General features: G+C 75.4%; 18 protein-coding genes. 10 read left to right on the top strand and 8 right to left on the bottom strand.

Going from position 1 to position 18,045, the window contains the following annotated elements; translation table 11 throughout:
- Window positions 1-63: 63 nt before the first annotated feature.
- The 3 genes from fbaA to ACFUVW_RS11425 form a co-directional block, all read right to left on the bottom strand.
- Entirely contained in the window at window positions 64-1,083 is a 1,020-nt protein-coding gene (fbaA, locus tag ACFUVW_RS11435) for a class II fructose-bisphosphate aldolase (protein WP_430571448.1), read from the bottom strand.
- Between the two features lie 110 nt (window positions 1,084-1,193).
- On the bottom strand, window positions 1,194-1,913 hold the full coding sequence (locus tag ACFUVW_RS11430; protein ID WP_430571447.1) for a TrmH family RNA methyltransferase: 720 nt from the start codon (window positions 1,911-1,913) through the stop codon (window positions 1,194-1,196).
- The gene (locus ACFUVW_RS11425; protein ID WP_430571446.1) at window positions 1,910-2,746 is read right to left on the bottom strand and encodes an SDR family oxidoreductase; all 837 of its coding nucleotides are present in this window, start codon (window positions 2,744-2,746) and stop codon (window positions 1,910-1,912) included. Before ACFUVW_RS11425 ends, ACFUVW_RS11430 begins: the two co-directional genes overlap by 4 nt.
- A gap of 88 nt (window positions 2,747-2,834) precedes the next feature.
- Between ACFUVW_RS11425 and ACFUVW_RS11420 the strand changes: the two genes are divergently transcribed.
- Window positions 2,835-3,575, top strand: a complete 741-nt coding sequence (locus ACFUVW_RS11420; protein ID WP_430571449.1) for an HAD-IIA family hydrolase — start codon at window positions 2,835-2,837, stop codon at window positions 3,573-3,575.
- Window positions 3,576-3,627: 52 nt separating this feature from the next.
- Entirely contained in the window at window positions 3,628-3,852 is a 225-nt protein-coding gene (locus ACFUVW_RS11415) for a hypothetical protein (protein ID WP_430571445.1), read from the top strand.
- Window positions 3,853-3,856: 4 nt separating this feature from the next.
- Here ACFUVW_RS11415 and ACFUVW_RS11410 read toward each other — a convergent pair whose 3' ends face one another.
- Genes ACFUVW_RS11410 through ACFUVW_RS11395 form a run of 4 tightly spaced genes read right to left on the bottom strand, consistent with a single transcriptional unit; the run spans window position 3,857 to window position 7,359 of the window.
- A complete protein-coding gene (locus ACFUVW_RS11410; protein ID WP_430571444.1) occupies window positions 3,857-4,651 on the bottom strand; it encodes a hypothetical protein in 795 nt (264 codons plus the stop codon).
- Window positions 4,648-5,232: an orotate phosphoribosyltransferase gene (gene pyrE / locus ACFUVW_RS11405; protein ID WP_430571443.1), complete on the bottom strand. Its 585-nt coding sequence runs from the start codon at window positions 5,230-5,232 to the stop codon at window positions 4,648-4,650. The genes ACFUVW_RS11410 and pyrE overlap by 4 nt, the downstream gene beginning before the upstream one ends.
- The gene (locus ACFUVW_RS11400; protein WP_430571442.1) at window positions 5,229-6,530 is read right to left on the bottom strand and encodes a SpoIIE family protein phosphatase; all 1,302 of its coding nucleotides are present in this window, start codon (window positions 6,528-6,530) and stop codon (window positions 5,229-5,231) included. Before ACFUVW_RS11400 ends, pyrE begins: the two co-directional genes overlap by 4 nt.
- 55 nt (window positions 6,531-6,585) lie before the next feature.
- The gene (locus tag ACFUVW_RS11395) at window positions 6,586-7,359 is read right to left on the bottom strand and encodes an SDR family NAD(P)-dependent oxidoreductase (protein ID WP_430571441.1); all 774 of its coding nucleotides are present in this window, start codon (window positions 7,357-7,359) and stop codon (window positions 6,586-6,588) included.
- 68 nt (window positions 7,360-7,427) lie between these two features.
- Here ACFUVW_RS11395 and ACFUVW_RS11390 point away from each other — a divergent pair, with 68 nt between their 5' ends.
- From ACFUVW_RS11390 to ACFUVW_RS11370, 5 genes are all read left to right on the top strand, one after another.
- Window positions 7,428-7,937 (top strand): VOC family protein, encoded by a 510-nt coding sequence (locus tag ACFUVW_RS11390; protein WP_430571440.1) that lies wholly within the window; start codon window positions 7,428-7,430, stop codon window positions 7,935-7,937.
- Between the two features lie 56 nt (window positions 7,938-7,993).
- Window positions 7,994-8,806 carry a MerR family transcriptional regulator gene (locus tag ACFUVW_RS11385; protein WP_430571439.1) on the top strand — a complete coding sequence of 271 codons (813 nt, stop codon included), beginning with the start codon at window positions 7,994-7,996 and terminating at the stop codon, window positions 8,804-8,806.
- Between the two features lie 40 nt (window positions 8,807-8,846).
- On the top strand, window positions 8,847-9,737 hold the full coding sequence (locus tag ACFUVW_RS11380) for an exodeoxyribonuclease III (protein WP_430571438.1): 891 nt from the start codon (window positions 8,847-8,849) through the stop codon (window positions 9,735-9,737).
- Between the two features lie 16 nt (window positions 9,738-9,753).
- Window positions 9,754-10,443, top strand: coding sequence for a septum formation family protein (locus ACFUVW_RS11375; RefSeq protein WP_430571437.1), 690 nt, complete (start codon window positions 9,754-9,756; stop codon window positions 10,441-10,443).
- A gap of 446 nt (window positions 10,444-10,889) precedes the next feature.
- Complete coding sequence (locus ACFUVW_RS11370; RefSeq protein ID WP_430571436.1) at window positions 10,890-11,699, top strand: C40 family peptidase; 810 nt, start codon at window positions 10,890-10,892, stop codon at window positions 11,697-11,699.
- Window positions 11,700-11,810: 111 nt separating this feature from the next.
- On the opposite strand, the gene clpB is transcribed toward ACFUVW_RS11370, so the two are convergent.
- The gene (gene clpB, locus ACFUVW_RS11365) at window positions 11,811-14,417 is read right to left on the bottom strand and encodes an ATP-dependent chaperone ClpB (protein WP_430571435.1); all 2,607 of its coding nucleotides are present in this window, start codon (window positions 14,415-14,417) and stop codon (window positions 11,811-11,813) included.
- A gap of 147 nt (window positions 14,418-14,564) precedes the next feature.
- Here clpB and ACFUVW_RS11360 point away from each other — a divergent pair, with 147 nt between their 5' ends.
- The 3 genes from ACFUVW_RS11360 to ACFUVW_RS11350 form a co-directional block, all read left to right on the top strand.
- Complete coding sequence (locus tag ACFUVW_RS11360) at window positions 14,565-15,626, top strand: LppM family (lipo)protein (protein WP_430571434.1); 1,062 nt, start codon at window positions 14,565-14,567, stop codon at window positions 15,624-15,626.
- Window positions 15,619-16,617, top strand: a complete 999-nt coding sequence (locus ACFUVW_RS11355; protein WP_430571433.1) for an alpha/beta hydrolase — start codon at window positions 15,619-15,621, stop codon at window positions 16,615-16,617. Before ACFUVW_RS11360 ends, ACFUVW_RS11355 begins: the two co-directional genes overlap by 8 nt.
- An 80-nt stretch (window positions 16,618-16,697) precedes the next feature.
- Window positions 16,698-18,045 (top strand): bifunctional transcriptional activator/DNA repair enzyme AdaA (locus ACFUVW_RS11350; protein WP_430571432.1); only part of this gene is annotated, 1,348 nt, incomplete at its 3' end.

Below are 18,045 nucleotides of genomic sequence, written 5' to 3'. Positions count from 1 at the left end.
TAGTCGCTACGGTCCGCCCCTTCTCTATCTCGGCGAGGGAGGTTCTCTATCTCGCGAAGACGATCACATCTTGTGGCCGGCGGAGCGCAGCTGCTGCGCGGCCTCGACGATGCGGGTGGCCATGCCGGCCTCGGCCTGCTTGCCCCAGGCGCGCGGGTCGTAGGCCTTCTTGTTGCCGACCTCGCCGTCCACCTTGAGGACGCCGTCGTAGTTGCGGAAGAAGTGGTCCGCGACGGGGCGCGAGAACGCGTACTGCGTGTCGGTGTCGATGTTCATCTTGATGACGCCGTTGTCGACCGCCTCGGCGATCTCCTCGGCCGTGGAGCCGGAGCCACCGTGGAACACGAGGTCGAACGGGTTCTCCTTGCCGATCTCCGCACCGACGGCCTTCTGGATCTCCGCGAGGATCGACGGACGCAGCTTCACGGCACCCGGCTTGTACACGCCGTGCACGTTGCCGAAGGTGAGGGCGGTGAGGTAGCGGCCCTTCTCGCCGGCACCGAGCGCACGCACGGTGGCGAGGCCGTCCTCGGCCGTCGTGTAGAGCTTCTCGTTGATCTCGGCCTCGTGGCCGTCCTCCTCGCCGCCCACGACGCCGACCTCGATCTCGAGGATGGTGCGCGCGGCCTGCGAGAGCTCGAGCAGCTCCGCGGCGATGACGAGGTTCTCGTCCAGGGGGATGTCCGAGCCGTCGAACATGTGCGACTGGAAGGTCGGGTTCTTGCCCGCCTTCACCTGCTCCGCCTCGAGGGCGAGCAGCGGGCGCACCCAGGAGTCGAGGTTCTTCTTGACGCAGTGGTCGGTGTGGATCGCGATGTTCACCGAGTAGTTCTTCGCGACCTCGGTGGCGTAGGCCGCGAGGGCCAGCGAGCCCACGACGCGGTCCTTCACGGTGGAGCCCGAGGCGTACTCGGCGCCGCCCACGGAGACCTGGATGATGCCGTCCGACTCGGCCTCGGCGAAGCCCTGGAGCGCGGCGGTCACGGTCTGCGACGAGGTGATGTTGACGGCGGGGTAGGCGAACTTGCCGGCCTTCGCCCGGTCGATCATCTCGGCGTAGACCTCGGGGGTTGCGATAGGCATCTGCGGTACTCCAATGACGGGGCGTACGAGGATGCAGCGGGATGCTTCGTCGCGACGGGCGCCGTGCGACCCGCATGCAACCGGATTTTCTCACGTCCGGGTCATGAGAGTCACATGCCGTCGGCTCCGTGAGACGGCGGCGACGACGCGGGCTCCGCGGGGGCGAGCCAGCGCGCCGCCCAGGCGTGCATCGCGACGGCTCCGGCGGCGCCCGCGTTGAGGGAGCGCGTGGAGCCGTGCTGGGTGATGTGCAGGACGTCGGCGCAGACCGCCTGCGCCTCCGGGGTCAGGCCCGTGGACTCCTGGCCGAACAGCAGCACGCAGCGGGCGGGCAGGTCGAAGGCCTCCAGCGGCGCCGACCCGGGCACGTTGTCGATCCCGATCACCGGCAGGCCGGCCCCGCCGTCCGCCGACGCCGCCCACGCGGCGAGCGCCGCCGCGTCCGGGTGGTGGTGGGTGTGCAGGTAGCGGTCGGTGACCATCGCGCCGCGCCGGTTCCACCGCCGGCGGCCGACGACGTGCACCCCGGCCGCGTTGAACGCGTTGGCCGTGCGGACCACGGAGCCGATGTTGAGGTCGTGCGCCCAGTTCTCGATGGCGACGTGCAGCTCCCGGCCGGCCGGGCGGCGGGCGTCGAGGTCGGCGACCACCGCCTCGACGGTCCAGTACCGGTACCGGTCGACGACGTTGCGGCGGTCGCCGTGCGCCAGCAGCTCGGGGTCGTAGCGCGGGTCGGGGGCGCCGTCGGGCAGCCGGGGCCACGCCTCCGGCCCGCCGGGCCACGGGCCGACGCCGACCTCGCGCTCGGGCTCGCCCGCGGTCCCCCTCACCGCCCGGCCAGCCACTGGTCGTAGGTGATCGTGCCCACCGCGGCGTCGGGCACGAGGTTGCGCCCGGCGCGGAAGAACTCACCGAGCGCGCCGGGGAGCGGCACCCCGACCGGCAGCCGGCGGGAGCCGTGCGACCGCCGCCAGGCGGCCGCCATCGTCCGCGCGTCGAGCACCTGCGGCCCGCCGACGGTGGCGGTCGGCGCGCCGGACGGGCCCGTGGTGGGCGCGACCCCGAGCGGGTCGGCGCCCTCGGCCGCGTCCACGAGCGCGCGGGCGACGTCGCGCAGGTCGATCGTCTGGAAGCGGCAGCCGCGCGGGTACGGCAGCAGCCCGAGCCGCGACCAGGCCCCGAGGCGGCTGCCGCGGCCGAGGAAGAGGTCGAGGAACTCGTGGAACTGCGTGGCCCGCACGATCGTCGCGGGCACCGGCCCCGCGGCGTACACGCGTTCCTGCTCGGCGTGCGCCCGGTAGTACCCGTACCCGCTGCGGTCGACCGCCGCGATCGAGAGCACGACGGCGCGCCCGGCGCCCGCCCTCCCCGCGGCCTCCGCGACCCGCAGCGCGCCGGCCGTGAAGACGGCCTGCGCGGCGGGCGTCATCCCGTTGCTGGTGTCGACCACGGCGTCGGCGCCGTCGAACGCGGCGGCGAGCGCGCCCGCGACCCGCGCCTCGTCGTCGTCGAGGAGGTCCACCACGTGGTGCGCCGTCCCCCGCTCCAGGTCCGCAGGGCGCCGCCGCGAGACCACCCGCACCGCGTGACCGCGCGACGCCGCCTCCCGCGCCACGGCGCGCCCGGCCTGACCGGTACCGCCCACCACCGCGATCGTCGTCATGCGCCCATCCTGTCGCACGCGCGGGGCCGCCCCGCCCACTAGGGTGAGCGGCGTGAGCGAACGACGCATCGAGTGCTGGCTGACCGACATGGACGGCGTCCTCGTGCACGAGGGCCAGGCCATCCCCGGGGCGCCGGAGTTCATCCGGACGCTGCGCGACGCGGAGCGCCCGTTCCTCGTCCTGACGAACAACTCGATCTTCACGCCGCGCGACCTGCGCGCCCGCCTGGCGACGTCCGGCATCGACGTGCCGGAGGAGGCGATCTGGACGTCGGCGCTCGCGACGGGGCAGTTCCTCACCGACCAGATCCCCAACGGGTCGGCGTACGTGATCGGGGAGGCCGGCCTCACCACCGCCCTCTACGAGGCGGGGTACACCCTCACCGAGTCGAACCCGGACTACGTGGTGCTCGGCGAGACGCGCACCTACTCGTTCACCGCCATCACCAAGGCGATCCGCCTGGTGCGCGACGGCGCCCGCTTCATCGCCACCAACCCGGACACCACCGGCCCGTCCGCCGAGGGCCCGCTGCCGGCCACCGGCGCCGTCGCGGCGATGATCCAGGCCGCCACGGGCCGCTCGCCGTACTACGTGGGCAAGCCCAACCCGATGATGTTCCGCTCCGCGCTCAACCGGATCGACGCCCACTCCGAGGTGACGGCGATGATCGGCGACCGCATGGACACCGACGTCGTCGCCGGCATCGAGGCGGGACTGGAGACGTTCCTCGTCATGACCGGCTCCACCACCGCCGCCGAGGTCGACACCTACCCGTTCCGGCCGTCGCACGTCGTCGACTCGATCGCCGACCTCATCGGCCGTGTCTGACGGCGACGCGCCGGTGCCTGAGCCCGGCGACTCCCGGAGACGACGCGACACCGTGATCGCGGTGCTCTCGATGGTGGTCGGCGCCGGCATGATCGTCTGGGTGCTGACCCGCCCCGCCGGGTACGCGTCGTTCGGCTGGTTCGCGTACGCCCCGCTGTCCGGCACGACGTTCGTCCCGGGGTCGTCGAGGCTCGTGGTGATGTCGGTGCTGTTCGGGGTCGGCACGCTGCTGGTCGGCCTGGGCGGCGGCTTCCTGCTCGGCCGCCGGCGCCGCTGATCCGTCAGCGCGGCAGGAAGGCCGCGGCCCGCGTGACGAGCCGCGCGACGTCGTCGAGCGCGTCCAGGTCCTGCGGGCCCTTGCGCCACCAGACCAGCGTGCGGCCGTCGAGCCGCAGCCGGCCGCCGTGCAGCGCGTCGGCGCCTTGCCGCGCCAAGTCCGCACCGCACCCGTCGCCGAGCCACGCGCGGGCGGTGCGCTCGCTCTCGGTGGTCACGCGGAACGCGCGGTCGAAGTCCGGCACCCCGACCTCGACGTCGGCCCGCAGCGCGTTGGTCGCGCGCGCGGCGGACACCTCCACCAGCCCGTGACCGCGGTCGAGGTGCGTGAGGACGACGTGGAACGGGTCGGACAGCGTCGCCGGCCCGGACTCCCGGGCGCCGGTCTCGGTGACCGTGCCGCCCGAGCGGTACTGCACGCCCAGCTCGAGCGACCACACGTCGCGCCCGTCCACCCGTGCGCGCAGCACCTCGCCGAACGTGTGCCCGACGTCGCTCGCGAGCGGCTCACGCCTCGGGAACGACAGCGCGTCCCGCGGCGCCTCGGGGTGCTCGCCCCCGTACGCCGTCCACCGCCCGGCCGCGACGAGCCTGCCGACGTCCTCCCCGCGGCGCTGGACGAACCGGCGCTGGGCCCGCAGGTACCCGAGCCCCGCGACGACGGCCGCGACGGGCACCAGGACGTACACGACCCACGTCTCGATCGTGCCGAGGCCGGCGAGCACCGCGCAGAGCGCGATCACCGCCCCCGGGACGACGAGGATCGCGAGGCTCGGCCGGCGCGCGGCCGGCCGGCTCACGCGAGGCCCAGGTCGGCCAGGTCGTAGAGGTAGTGGTAGGGCACGCCGAGGGCCTCGATCTTCTCGCCGGCGCCGGTGGCGCGGTCGACGATCGTGGCGCAGCCGAGCACCTCGGCGCCCGCGGCGCGCAGCGCCTCGATGGCCGCGATGGGCGATCCTCCGGTCGTCGTGGTGTCCTCGAGGACCACGACCCGGCGGCCCGCGACCTCGGGGCCCTCGATCTGGCGCTGCATGCCGTGCGCCTTGGCCGCCTTGCGGACGACGAACGCGTCGAGGTCCTGCCCGCGCGACGCCGCGGCGTGCAGCAGGGCGTCCGCGATCGGGTCGGCGCCGAGGGTCAGGCCGCCCACGGCGTCCACCTCCGCCGTGCCGAGGCCGACCTCCTCGAGGTGGTCGAGCAGCACGTGGCCCACCAGCGGGGCCGCGCGGTGGTGCAGCGTGATGCGGCGCAGGTCGACGTAGTAGTCGGCCTCCTTGCCGGAGGAGAGCGTCACCTTGCCGTGCACGACGGCGAGCTCGGTGATGAGGTCGCGCAGCTGCTCGCGGGGCGTGGGGCCGAAGGCGGTATCCGAGGAGGTCACCCGGTCATCGTACCGACGGCCTCCGGCCCGCCCGCGGGGGCGCCGTCCACCTGGAGCGCGACCAGCGCCACGTCGTCGGCGCCCCGGATCGGCGTGCTGCGGGCCAGCACGCAGTCGGCCAGGCGCTCGAGCCGCAGGTCCACCACCTGCTCCACGTCCTGGCGCAGGTGCTCCAGGGAGTCGGTCAGCAGCTCGCCCCGCCGCTCGACCAGGCCGTCGGTGAAGAGCAGCAGCGACGCACCGGGCCCGAGCACGACGGTGGACTCCGGCCGCTCCTTGGGCAGGAGCAGGCCGAACAGCCGGCCGGGACGCTGGTCGACGAGCTCGGCGCCGAGGTCCGGGCGCCGCACGAGCGGCGGCAGCGACCCGGCGCGCGCCCAGGTGACGCGCCGCGACCCGTCGGGCGCGGGCGGGTCGACGACGGCGACCGTGACGGCGGCGAACGCCTCGATCCGCAGCGCGGCGGCGGCGCGCTCGGCCCGGTCGAGGACGGTGGCGGGGCCGGCGTCGTCCTCGACCGCGACGGTGCGCAGCACGCCCTTGAGGTGCGTCATCGTGGCCGCGGCGTCGACGTCGTGGCCCGCCACGTCGCCCAGGACCAGCACCGTCCGGCCCGACTCGCGCAGCACGACGTCGTACCAGTCGCCGCCCACCCTCGTGATCCGGTTCGCCGGCTGGTAGCGGACGTCGACGGCGAGGCCCGGGACGTCCGGCGGCGCGGTGAGGACCGAGGACTGCAGGGTGACGGCCGCCTCGCGCTCGGCGGCCGCCGTCGCGCGCATCCGGGCCACCGTGCTGTGCCACGACATGCGCTCCGGGGTGGCGCGCCCGTCCGCGTCCTCGACGTCGGCCGCGTCGACCTCCTCCACGCGGACGACGACGGCCCGCACCGCGGCGTCCCCCGCCCGCGTGACCGGCAGCACCAGGAGCATCCAGTACCGCGGCCCGGACTCGCCCGTGCGGCGGTCCGGCAGGTCCCAGCGCGCCGGCTCGACGACCTCGGGCATCCCGGTGCGCAGGCAGCGGTCGATCGCCTCGAGGGCCCGGGGCACGGGAGGCGGGCCCCCCGGCACCTGCGCCAGGGCGTCGGCCAGCGTGCGCCCGACCAGGGCGTCGGCCGGCACCCCGAGCAGCTCGGTGTACGAGCGGTTGGCGTCGAGCACGACGAGGTCGGGGTCCAGGACGATCTTCGGCACGGCCACCGCGTCGAAGAGGTCGCGGTAGTCCAGCGCGTCGCCGCCGGGAACGGCGTCCCGGCCGCCCCCGGCGGCCGTCGCCGGCGTCGTCCCCCGGATCACGCCACCATCGTGGGCCGGGCGGCCGGTCCTCGCTCGTGGTCGACGACGGCCGAGGTCAGCGGTACTTGCCGACGGCGCGCACCGCGGCGCGCGGGGCGAGGCGCAGCAGCGCCGAGGCCGCCTTGTAACGGACGGACGGCGTCGAGATGACGACGCCGCGGCGCACGTCCGCGAGCGCCTCGGACACGACGGTCGGGGCGTCGAGCCACCCGACGTCCGGGACGGTGGACATGTCGACGCCCGCCCGGTCGTGGAACTCCGTGTGCACGAACCCGGGGCAGAGCACCGTGGCGGTGACGCCCGTGCCCTTGAGCTCGACGGCGAGCCCCTCCGTGAGCGACCGGACGTACGCCTTCGCCGCGGCGTAGGTGCCGCCGGCGGTGAGCGCGGCGACCGACGCCACGTTGAGGATCGCGCCTCGCCCGCGGGCCGTCATCTGACCCGCGGCGGCGTGGGAGAGCACGAGCACGGCGCGCACCATCACGTCCAGCGCCGAGAGCTCGACGGCGAGGTCGCCGCCGACGAACCGCTGCGCCGTCGCGAACCCGGCGTTGTTGACGAGCAGGCCCACGGGGCGGCGGTCGTCGTCCGCCTCGTCGCCGGTGACGGCGAGCCGGGCGGCGACCCGCTCCAGGTCCTCCGGCACGGACAGGTCCGCCGGCAGCACCTCCACGCGCACCCCGGCCGCGGCGCGCACCTGTGCCGCGACCTGCTCCAGGCGGTCGCCGTCGCGCGCCACGATCACGACGTCGTGGCGTGCGGTGGCGAGCTGCCAGACGAACTCCAGGCCGAGGCCGGCGGTGGCGCCGGTGACGAGCGCGGTTCCCATGGGGGCAGCCTAGAGCGTGGCGGCCGCCCGCTTGACCCTCACGCGACGTCAGGCTCCAGGCTGGCCGCATGACCGACACCACCTTTCCCGCCTTCAGCATCAGCCCCGTGCCGCAGCCCGGCCCCGGCGTGCAGCCGCCGGAGCAGTTCCGCGGCATCTACGGCATGCCGATGTTCCTCAACGTCCCCACCCACGACCTCGAGGCGTCCACCGACTTCTGGGTGAACGGTCTCGGCTTCTTCGAGCTCTTCGCCGCCCCGGGCACGGTGGTGCACCTGCGCCGGTGGGCCTTCCAGGACGTGCTGCTCGTCCCCGGGACCCCTGCCGCCGAGGCCGGCCCGACGACCGTGAGCTTCTCGTGCGTGCAGGACGAGATCGACGCCGTCGCGGCCGCGTGCGAGCGCGTCGCGCCCGGCTCGACCACCGGTCCGCGGGTGCAGCCGTGGGGCACCCTCGACCTGGAGGTCGTGACCCCCGAGAGGACGCGCGTGATCATGACGGCCGCCCGGCCGTGGGACCCGAGCAGCCCCGAGGCGCAGACGGTGCGCGACGAGCTGGGCTTCGGCGCCGAGGGATGACCGGCCCGTGGGCGCGCGGGGGCGGGCACCCGGGCGCCGCGGGCAGACTGGGCGCCATGGCGTCCCGCCCCCAGCCTGCGCGCGGTGCCGACGGGCTGACCGTCGGCGCCGCGGCGCGGGCCGCGGGCGTCACCGTCCGCACGCTGCACCACTGGGACGCCGTGGGGCTGGTGCGCCCGTCCGCACGCACGGCCGCCGGCTACCGCCTGTACACGCCGTCGGACCTGACGCGCGTGCACCGCGTGGTGCTGTACCGCGAGCTCGACGTGCCGCTCGAGGAGATCGCGGCCCTGCTCGACGCGCCCGAGGGGGCGGACGCGTCCCTGCGCCGCCAGCGCGACCTCGTGCGCGAGCGCCTGCGCCGCCTGGGGCGGGCCGCCGACGCCCTCGACCGGCTGGTCGAGGCCCGCGAGCGCGGCGTGCTGCTCTCGCCCGAGGAGCAGGTCGCGCTGTTCGGGGACCGCTGGCAGCCGTCGTGGGCGGAGGGTGCGCGCGAGCGGTGGGGCGACACCGACCAGTGGGCCCAGTTCGCCGAGCGGGCGGCCGAGCGCACCCCTGAGGAGTGGCAGGACGTCGCGGCGGAGGCCGAGGCCGTCCTCGCCGCGCTCGCCGACGCGAGGGCGCGCGGCGTGCGGCCGGGCAGCGCCGAGGCGGACGCGCTGGCCGAGCGGCACCGCGCGTCGCTCGGCGCCTACTTCGACGTCACGCACTCGATGCACGTCGTCATCGGCCGGATGTATGCGGCGGACCCCGAGTTCACCGCGAACCACGACGCGCGGCAGCCCGGGCTGACGGCGTGGCTGAGCGAGGTGATCGACGCGAACGCCCGCGCCCACGGCGTCGACCCGGGCACGGCGACGTGGGGATGAGCGGCCGGCCGCGTCGGCGGCCGCCGGTAGCCTGGCGCCCGTGCGCCTCGCGACCTGGAACGTCAACTCCGTCCGTGCCCGCGTCGACCGGGTGATCGCCTTCCTGGAGCGTTCGGGCACGGACGTGCTCGCCATCCAGGAGACCAAGTGCCGCGACGAGCAGTTCCCCCACGCGGCGTTCGAGGCCGCCGGCTACCAGGTGGCGCACACCGGGCACTCGGCGTGGAACGGCGTCGCCATCGCGTCGCGGGTCGGGATCGCGGACGTCGAGACGTCGTTCCCGGGCCAGCCAGGGTTCGCCAAGCCCGCCGCCGCGCCGGCGCCCGAGGACGACGCGCCCGCCGAGGCCCCCGACCCGTCACCCGACGAGGCACCCGCGGCCACCCTCCTCGACGTGCCGCCGCCGGTCGAGGCCCGGGCGCTGGGCGCCACCTGCGGCGGCGTGCGCGTGTGGTCGCTCTACGTGCCGCACGGCCGGGCGGTGGGCGACCCGCACTACGCGTACAAGCTGGACTGGCTGGGCGCCCTGCGCGACGCCGCGGCCGGCTGGCTCGCGGACGACCCCCGAACCCAGGTCGCGCTCGTCGGCGACTGGAACGTCATCCCGCTGGACACGGACGTCTACGACCCCGCCGCGTTCCAGGGCCACACCCACGTGACCCCCGCCGAGCGGGAGGCGTTCACGGCGTTCGCGACGGCCGGGTACACCGAGGTGACGCGCGAGCACCTGCCCGCCGAGCACACGTACACGTACTGGGACTACCAGCAGCTCGCGTTCCCCCGGAACAAGGGTCTGCGCATCGACTTCGCCTACGCCTCCCCCGCCGTGCGCGAGCGCGTGACCGGCGTCGTCATCGACCGCGACGAGCGCAAGGGCAAGGGTGCCAGCGACCACGTCCCGGTGATCCTCGACCTCGCCGACCCGGCCTGACGCGCACGGAGCACTCGTGACCGACCCGGACCAGCGCGACCCGAACCAGCCCGCCACGACACCCGCGGAGCCGGTGTTCGCCGCGCCGACGCCGGCGGGCGTGCTGCCGACGGAAGGCCTCGCCGACCTCGCCGAGCTCGGCCCGCCGGGGGCGGGCGACGACGGCGCGGCGCCTCCCCGCGACGCCGCGCCGGGGGCCGCCGCGCCCGGGGGCGACGGCACGGCCCGGGCACGCCGGCTCGCAGGTCGCGCGGCCGTGGCGGTGGTCGCGCTCGCCGTCGTGGGCGGCGCCGTCACGATCGGGGTCACGACGGCGCGCGACCGGGCGACCGCCCCCGTGCCGGCCGCGGTGAACGGTGCGCGCGAGGTGAACGCCGTGCAGCTCGTGCTCGGGTCGTGCCTGCGGGACCTCCCGCCCGGCGACGTCGGCCGGGTGACCGTCGTGCCGTGCGCGGGCGAGCACGGGGCGCAGGTGGTGGGGCGCACAGACTCCGCCGCCGGCGCCGTGTGGCCCGGTCACGACGCGCTCGTGCGCAAGGCGTCCGCCGACTGCGGGCCCGGGCTGCTGGGCGCCGCCGGGCGGGAGGTCGAGGGGCTCGCCTTCGTCGTCCTCACCCCGTCCGAGGACGGCTGGTCGGCCGGCGACCGGACAGGGCTGTGCGTCGCGGTCTCCCCCTCCCCCGGGGCGGTCGACCTCCTGCCCTGAGCCCCGGCGTCGCCCCGCACGGGCAGGTCGGTCCTCGATATCCACCCACGGGTGGATTCCTACAGTGATCTTCGTCACATCCGGTATCTCGCGACCGCGCCCGGTTCGGCCCGGCTTGCCCGGACTCGTCCAGCACGGATGCCCACCGGCGCCCGCGGCAACCACACGCAGGTCCTGTTACCGGAACGTGACCTCGAAGGGTCCGCAGGGTTAGCGTCCCTCGACCGCACCTAGCAACGGGTGCCGGCCGACCGGGACGCAGCCGAGTGCTGCCGGCGTCGCGGTGACCACGAATCTCACGGCAGCAGCGGGAGACCCACTTCCGGCCGGCCGCCCGGGCACACCGCCCGGACGCTCCCGGCCTTGGGGTTCAGCCACCACTGGTGGCGGGCCAACGATCTCGGCCTCACCCGACAGCTCATCTCGCAGGCTGGAGGTCACGCCCCATGTCCACGTCCCTCGATGCCGCACGCCCCGGCACCGCCGCCGCGGCCGCCCGCCGGCCCCGCCGGGCGATCATCGCCCTCGCCGTCGCCGGCGCTCTCACCGGCGGTGGCCTCATCGCCGCCGCCCCCCACGCCTCCGCGGCACCGGCGACCGCCGTCAAGACGGCCTCGGCCCCCGCACCGCGCGCCACCCTCTCCGTGTCCAAGCACTCGATCACCGCCGGCCAGGGCACCCGGCCCGTGTACAAGGTCAAGGTCTCGCACCAGGGCAAGGCCGTCTCCGGCAAGGTGCGCCTCCGGATCAGCGGCAAGAGCGTCCAGGTGAAGACCCTGCGCCACGGGAAGGCCACCTTCTCGCCGTCGTCGGCGCACTACCGCAACGGCAAGAACGCGGCGCGCGTGGTCGTCAACCCGTCGGGCAGCGCGCTGCGCACGACCTCGACCCGCACGGTCGGCGTGAAGGCCGTGAAGCTCACCCGCGGCCAGAAGATCGTGCGCGTCGCCCAGGCGCAGGTCGGCGACCGCTATGTGTACGGCGCGAACGGGCCGAACGCCTTCGACTGCTCCGGCCTCACGAAGTACGTCTACAAGAAGGCCACCGGCAAGACCCTGCCGCGCTCCTCGTCGGCCCAGAAGAACCACGGCAAGGCGGTCTCCCGCAAGAACGCCCGCCCGGGCGACCTCATCTGGACGCCCGGCCACGTCGCGGTCTACGTCGGCAACGGCAAGCAGGTCGAGGCCGCGCGCCCCGGCGTCGGCGTCGTGAAGCGCCACATCTGGCAGGACAACCCGCGCTTCATCCGCATGTGACCCTGCCGCGGCAGGACGAGGTTCGCCGAGAGCACGAAGGGGCGGTCCGCACGACGCGGACCGCCCCCTCGTGCTCTCGAACTCCCTCGAGCGACCTCGAGCCAGCTCGAACTACCTCGGCGTGACGACGAGCCCCGCGGCGTCCGCCGCCCGGTCGACGACCACGGTGCCGCCGTCGGACACCGCCCCCGACAGCAGCTCCTTCGCGAGCCGGTCGCCGATCTCGCGCTGCACCAGGCGGCGCAGAGGCCGGGCGCCGTACGCCGGGTCGAAGCCCTCCAGCGCCAGCCACTCGCGCGCGGCGGGCGTGACGTCCACCGTGATGCGCCGGTCGGCCAGCCGCTTCGCGAACGCCGCCACCTGCAGGTCGACGATCTCCCCCAGCTCCTCGACGTTCAGCGCGTCGAAGATCACGACGTCGTCGAGCCGGTTGAGGAACTCCGGCTTGAACGACGCGCGTACGGCCGCCATGACCGCCTCGCGGCGGGCGGCGTCGTCCAGCGCCGGGTCCACGAGGAACTGCGAGCCCAGGTTCGACGTCAGCACGAGGATGACGTTGCGGAAGTCGACCGTGCGGCCCTGGCCGTCGGTGAGGCGGCCGTCGTCGAGCACCTGCAGCAGGATGTCGAAGACCTCGGGGTGCGCCTTCTCCACCTCGTCCAGCAGGACGACGGAGTACGGGCGCCGCCGCACGGCCTCGGTGAGCTGCCCGCCCTCCTCGTAGCCGACGTACCCCGGAGGGGCGCCGACCAGCCGCGACACGGAGTGCTTCTCCGAGTACTCGGACATGTCGATGCGCACCATGGCGCGCTCGTCGTCGAACAGGAAGTCCGCGAGCGACTTGGCCAGCTCCGTCTTGCCGACGCCGGTCGGGCCGAGGAAGAGGAACGACCCGGTCGGGCGGTCGGGGTCGGCCACGCCGGCCCGCGAGCGCCGCACGGCGTCGGACACCGCGCGCACCGCGGCCGTCTGGCCGATGAGCCGCTCGCCGATGACGTCCTCCATGTGCAGGAGCTTCTCGGACTCGCCCTGCAGCAGACGCCCGGCGGGGATGCCCGTCCAGGCGGAGACCACCTCGGCGATCTCGTCGGAGCCCACCTTGTCGGCGATCATCGGCGCCTCGTGCTCCGCGGCACCCTCGGCCTCCTGCGACGCCTCGGCGCGCTCGGCCTCGGCGAGCTCGCGCTCGACCTGCGGGATCTCCCCGTACAGCAGGCGGGCGGCGGACTCGAGGTCGCCCTCGCGCTGCAGCCGGTCGGACTCGGTGCGCAGCTCGTCGATGCGGGCGCGCAGGTCGCCGACGCGGTTGTGCCCGGCCTTCTCCGACTCCCACCGCGCGGTGAGCGCGGCGAGGCGCTCGCGGGTGTCCGCGAGGTCGGCCCGCAGCCGCTCCAGGCGCTCCGTCGACGCGAGGTCGTCGGACTCCTTGAGCACGACCTCCTCCATCTCGAGGCGCGTGACGGCGCGCTGCAGCTCGTCGATCTCGACGGGCGAGGAGTCCATCTCCATGCGCAGGCGCGACGCGGCCTCGTCGACGAGGTCGATCGCCTTGTCGGGCAGCTGCCGGCCCGTGATGTACCGGTCGGACAGCGCGGCCGCGGCGACGAGCGCGGAGTCGGCGATCGTCACCTTGTGGTGCGCCTCGTACCGTTCCTTGAGCCCGCGCAGGATGGCGACGGTGTCCTCCACGGACGGCTCGCCGACGAACACCTGCTGGAACCGGCGCTCGAGGGCCGGGTCCTTCTCGATGTGCTCGCGGTACTCGTCGAGGGTCGTGGCGCCGACCAGGCGCAGCTCGCCGCGGGCGAGCATCGGCTTGAGCATGTTGCCCGCGTCCATGGCGCCCTCGCCGCCGGCGCCCGCGCCGACGACGGTGTGCAGCTCGTCGATGAAGGTGATGACCTCGCCGTCCGACGCGGTGATCTCCTCGAGCACGGCCTTGAGCCGCTCCTCGAACTCGCCCCGGTACTTGGCGCCCGCCACCATGCCGGCCAGGTCGAGCGCGACGAGGCGCTTGCCCTGGAGGGAGGTCGGGACGTCGCCCGCGACGATGCGCTGGGCCAGGCCCTCGACGACGGCGGTCTTGCCGACGCCGGGCTCGCCGATGAGGACGGGGTTGTTCTTGGTGCGACGACTCAGCACCTGCACGACGCGGCGGATCTCGGAGTCGCGGCCGATGACCGGGTCGAGCCTGCCGTCGCGGGCGCGCTGGGTGAGGTCGCTGCCGTACTGCTCCAGCGCCTTGTACGTGCCCTCGGGGTCGGGGCTGGTGACCCGGGACGAGCCGCGGACGGCGGGCAGCGCGGCGCGCAGCGCGTCGGCGGTGGCGCCCGCCTCGCTCAGCGCCTGGGCGGCGGCGGACTGGCCGGCCGCCAGGGCGATGAGCAGGTGCTCGGTCGAGACGTACTCGTCGCCGAGCGCCTCGGCCTCCTTGCCGGCGTTCTCCAGCACGGCGCTCATCGCGCGCGACGGCGCGGGCTGCGCGACGGCGGAGCCGCTGGCCTGCGGCAGGGCGACGAGGGCCGCGCGGGCGCGCTGGCCGATCTGCTGGGCGTTCGCGCCGACGGCGTCGAGCAGGCCGACGGCGACGCCGCCCGTCTGGTGGAGCAGCGCCTGCAGCAGGTGCACGGGCTCGAGCTGGGGGTTGCCCGCGGCCGACGCCGACTGGACGGCGTCGCCGAGCGCCTGCTGCGACATGGTCGTGAGCTTGATGTCCATGGGACCTCCGGGATGACGTGCGGTGACACGGGAAAGACGTCTGTCGGGGGAACGTCGGCAAAGTTGAGTCTATTCCGCTCAACTTTGATCGCAAGCCGCTCGGGACGCCGGGTGGCTCGCGGACGGCCGCTGCGGGATGCTGGGCCGGTGACCACTCCAGCCCGCGGCCCCGTGCGCCGCCTCCGCACCGCGATCGCGGCGGTCCTGGCCGCCGTCGGCCTCCTCGCCCTCGCCGGGTGCATGAAGGTCGACATGGACATGACACTCTCGGAGGACGACACCGTCTCCGGCACGATCGTCATGGCCGTCTCCAACAGCCTCGCCGAGACCATGGGGATGGAGCCCGGCGAGCTCTGGGACCAGGCGGGCGGCGAGATGAGCCAGGGGCTGCCCGAGGGCGCCACGCAGGAGCCCTACTCCGACGACGAGTACACGGGCACGCGGTACACGTTCAGCGACGCGCCCATCAGCGACATCTCCGGCGGGGACGACGAGTCGCTCAGCATCACGCGCGACGGCGACACCTACGTCGTCGACGGGACCATGAACCTCTCCGAGGGCTCCGAGGAGCTGGAGCAGCTGCCGCAGGACGTCCGGGACGCCTTCGACGTGCGGCTCGCCATCACGTTCCCCGGCCCGGTCAGCGACGCCACCGGCACCGTCGACGGCAACACCGTCACCTGGACGCCGCAGGTCGGCGAGAACACTGAGATCCACGCCGTCGGCGCCGCCACCGCCGGCAGCAGCTTCCCGTGGTGGATCGTCGGCCTCGTGGTCGGGCTGGTCGTCATCGGCCTCGTCGTGTGGTTCGTCGTGCGGAACAACCGCCGCCCCGCGCCGGTCACCGGCACCGCGACCGGCGACGCCGCCCTCGCCGCGCAGGCCGCCCCGGGGGCCGTGCCCGCCGCCGGTCCGACGCCGGAGGAGCAGGTCTTCGGCGCGCCCGCCCGCCCCGCCGACGAGCCGACGACCGGCCCCGTGGCCGCGCCGCTCGAGCCGGAGGCCGCGCCCGAGACGGCGCCGCCCGCGGCCCCCACCACCGGCCCCGTCGCGGAGCCGCTGGAGCCCGGCCGCCCGGGCGAGGAGGACACCGTCCGTCAGGCCCCCGCGCCCGACGCCGAGCCCGCGCCGGAGCCCGAGCCCGGGACCGACGCCGGTCCCGAGACCGGCGACGAGGGCCGCCCGTCCGGTCCCTCGCAGGGTGCCTGACGCGCCGACCGCGCCACGACCTGGCCCCGGGGCGTGGCGCGAGGACGTCCTCGGCCCGGAGTTCCGGGCGCGCACCCTGCCCCTGCCGGGCGGCGCGGAGGCGGTGCTGGTGCGGCACGTGCCCTCCACGCCCGACGACGACGGCCCGCCGGGGCGCCGGGGACCCGTCGCGCGCACGGCGGTGCTGTACGTGCACGGGTTCGCCGACTACTTCTTCCACCCGCACCTCGCGGCGGCCGTCGCCGACCGCGGGCTCGCGTTCTACGCCGTCGACCTGCGCGGGCACGGGCGCGCCTGGGACGCCCAGGTGGCCGCCGGCGGCGACCCGAACCAGGTGCGCGACATCGCGGCGTACGCGCAGGACCTCGACGCCGCGGCCGCCGTCGTCCGGGCCGCGGGGCACCAGCGGCTGGTGGTGCTCGGCCACTCCACGGGCGGCCTCGTGGCCCCGCTGTGGGCCGCGGCCCGCCCGGGCCGGGCGGACGCGCTCGTCCTCAACAGCCCGTGGGTCCAGCTCAACAAGCCCCGCCCGGTGCGGCTCGGCGCCACCGCGCTCGTCGAGGCCCTCGGCGTCGTCGCACCGCGCGCCGTCGTGAACCACCTCGACGACGGCTACGCACGCGCCCTGCACCGCACCTTTGGCGGGGAGTGGGACTTCGACGCGGCGTGGAAGCCGCACGAGCCGTTCGCCGTCCGGGCCGCCTGGCTGCGGTCGGTGCTGCGCGCCCAGCGCCGCCTCGCGCGCGGCCTCGGGCTCCGGGTCCCGGTGCTGGTGCTCACCTCCGACCGGTCCACCGCCGACCAGCACCTCACCACCGACACCGTGCTCGACGTCGCGCACATGCGCGAGCGGGCGCGGCGGCTCGGGGGCGACGTCACCGTGCGCACCGTCGCCGGCGGCACCCACGACCTGGCCCTGTCGCCGCGACCCGCCCGCGACGCCTACCTCGCCGCCGTCCTCGACTGGATCGAGGCCCTCCCCCACGCCTGACGCGCGCCCGGTCGAACGGGCCCACGGCCGTGTCCGATTCCCGCCAGCGCCGGGTCGGTGGGGCGCGCGAGGATGGGGGCATGACGACGACAGCCCCACCCGACGCGCCCGCCCCGGGCGTCCCGGACGCGCGGGAGTTCGAGGAGCGGTACCGCGCCATCGCCGCGCGGGACACCCGGTTCGACGGGCAGTTCTTCACGGCGGTGCGGTCCACCGGCATCTACTGCCGCCCCTCGTGCCCGGCGCGCACCCCCAAGCCGCAGAACGTCACCTTCTACCTCACGTCGGCGGCCGCGCACGAGGCCGGGTACCGGGCCTGCAAGCGGTGCCTGCCCGAGGCCGCGCCCGGCACGCCCGCCTGGGACCTGCGGCACGACCTCGCCGGACGGGCGATGCGCCTCATCGCCGACGGCGTCGTGGACCGCGAGGGCACGGACGGGCTCGCGTCCCGCCTCGGGTACAGCGCGCGCCACGTGCACCGCCTGCTCACCGCCGAGCTCGGCGCCGGCCCACTCGCCCTGGCCCGCGCGCAGCGGGCGCAGACCGCGCGCAGCCTCGTCGTCGGCACCGACCTGCCGCTCGCGGACGTCGCGTTCGCGGCCGGGTTCGGCTCGATCCGCCAGTTCAACGACACCGTCGTGGAGGTCTTCGACACGACGCCCAGCGACCTGCGCGCCCGCGCCCGCCGCCGCCCTGCCTTCCAGCACGCGATCCCCCGCGCCATCGGCCCCGATACCGCGACGGATCGCGTGCTGGAAGGCGAGCCGGGCGGCTGCGTCGCGCGCGTCCGGCTCGACCTGGAGCTGCCCGTGCGCGAGCCGTTCGACGCCCGCGGCGTCGTCGCGTTCCTCGCGGCGCGCGCCGTCGACGGCGTGGAGGTCGCGGACCTCGACGGCGACGACGTGCGGTACGCCCGCACGCTGCTGCTCCCCCACGGGCCGGGCGCGGCGGAGGTCCTGGCCGGGCCGGGCGTGGGCCCGGGCCGCGTCGCCGTGCGCCTGGAGCTCGCGTCGGCGGCCGACGTCTCCGTGGCCGTCGCCCGGTTGCGCCGGCTGCTCGACCTGGACGCCGACCCGGCCGCGGTCGACACCTCCCTCGCCGACGACCCGGCGCTCGCGCCCCTCGTCGCCCGCGCCCAGGGCCTGCGCCTCCCCGGCACGGTGGACCCGCACGAGATCGTGGTGCGTGCCATCGTCGGGCAGCAGATCAGCGTCGCCGCCGCGCGCACGCACCTGGGCCGGCTCGCGGCCGGCGCGGGCACGCCGTACGCCTCCGCCGTCCCGGGGCTCACGCGCCTGTTCCCGACGGCGGCGCAGGTCGCGGCCTCCGCGGCGGACCACCTGCGCCTGCCCGCCCGGTCGGTCGCGACCGTCGTCGACACCGCCCGCGCGCTCGACGACGGCACCCTCGCCGTCGGCGTGGGCGACG

Source organism: Isoptericola sp. NPDC057391, assembly GCF_042668085.1.
Lineage (GTDB): Bacteria > Actinomycetota > Actinomycetes > Actinomycetales > Cellulomonadaceae > Isoptericola.
Note: the sequence above shows the minus strand (reverse complement) of the source record. Positions and strands in the feature narration are given on the sequence as shown.

Coding starts and splice junctions, on each gene's coding strand:
- ACFUVW_RS11390 (WP_430571440.1), top strand. CDS start 7,428: ATGACCGACACCACCTTTCCCGCCTTCAGCATCAGCCCCGTGCCGCAG.
- ACFUVW_RS11425 (WP_430571446.1), bottom strand. CDS start 2,746: ATGACGACGATCGCGGTGGTGGGCGGTACCGGTCAGGCCGGGCGCGCC.
- ACFUVW_RS11385 (WP_430571439.1), top strand. CDS start 7,994: ATGGCGTCCCGCCCCCAGCCTGCGCGCGGTGCCGACGGGCTGACCGTC.
- fbaA (WP_430571448.1), bottom strand. CDS start 1,083: ATGCCTATCGCAACCCCCGAGGTCTACGCCGAGATGATCGACCGGGCG.
- ACFUVW_RS11420 (WP_430571449.1), top strand. CDS start 2,835: ATGGACGGCGTCCTCGTGCACGAGGGCCAGGCCATCCCCGGGGCGCCG.
- ACFUVW_RS11395 (WP_430571441.1), bottom strand. CDS start 7,359: ATGGGAACCGCGCTCGTCACCGGCGCCACCGCCGGCCTCGGCCTGGAG.
- ACFUVW_RS11370 (WP_430571436.1), top strand. CDS start 10,890: ATGTCCACGTCCCTCGATGCCGCACGCCCCGGCACCGCCGCCGCGGCC.
- clpB (WP_430571435.1), bottom strand. CDS start 14,417: ATGGACATCAAGCTCACGACCATGTCGCAGCAGGCGCTCGGCGACGCC.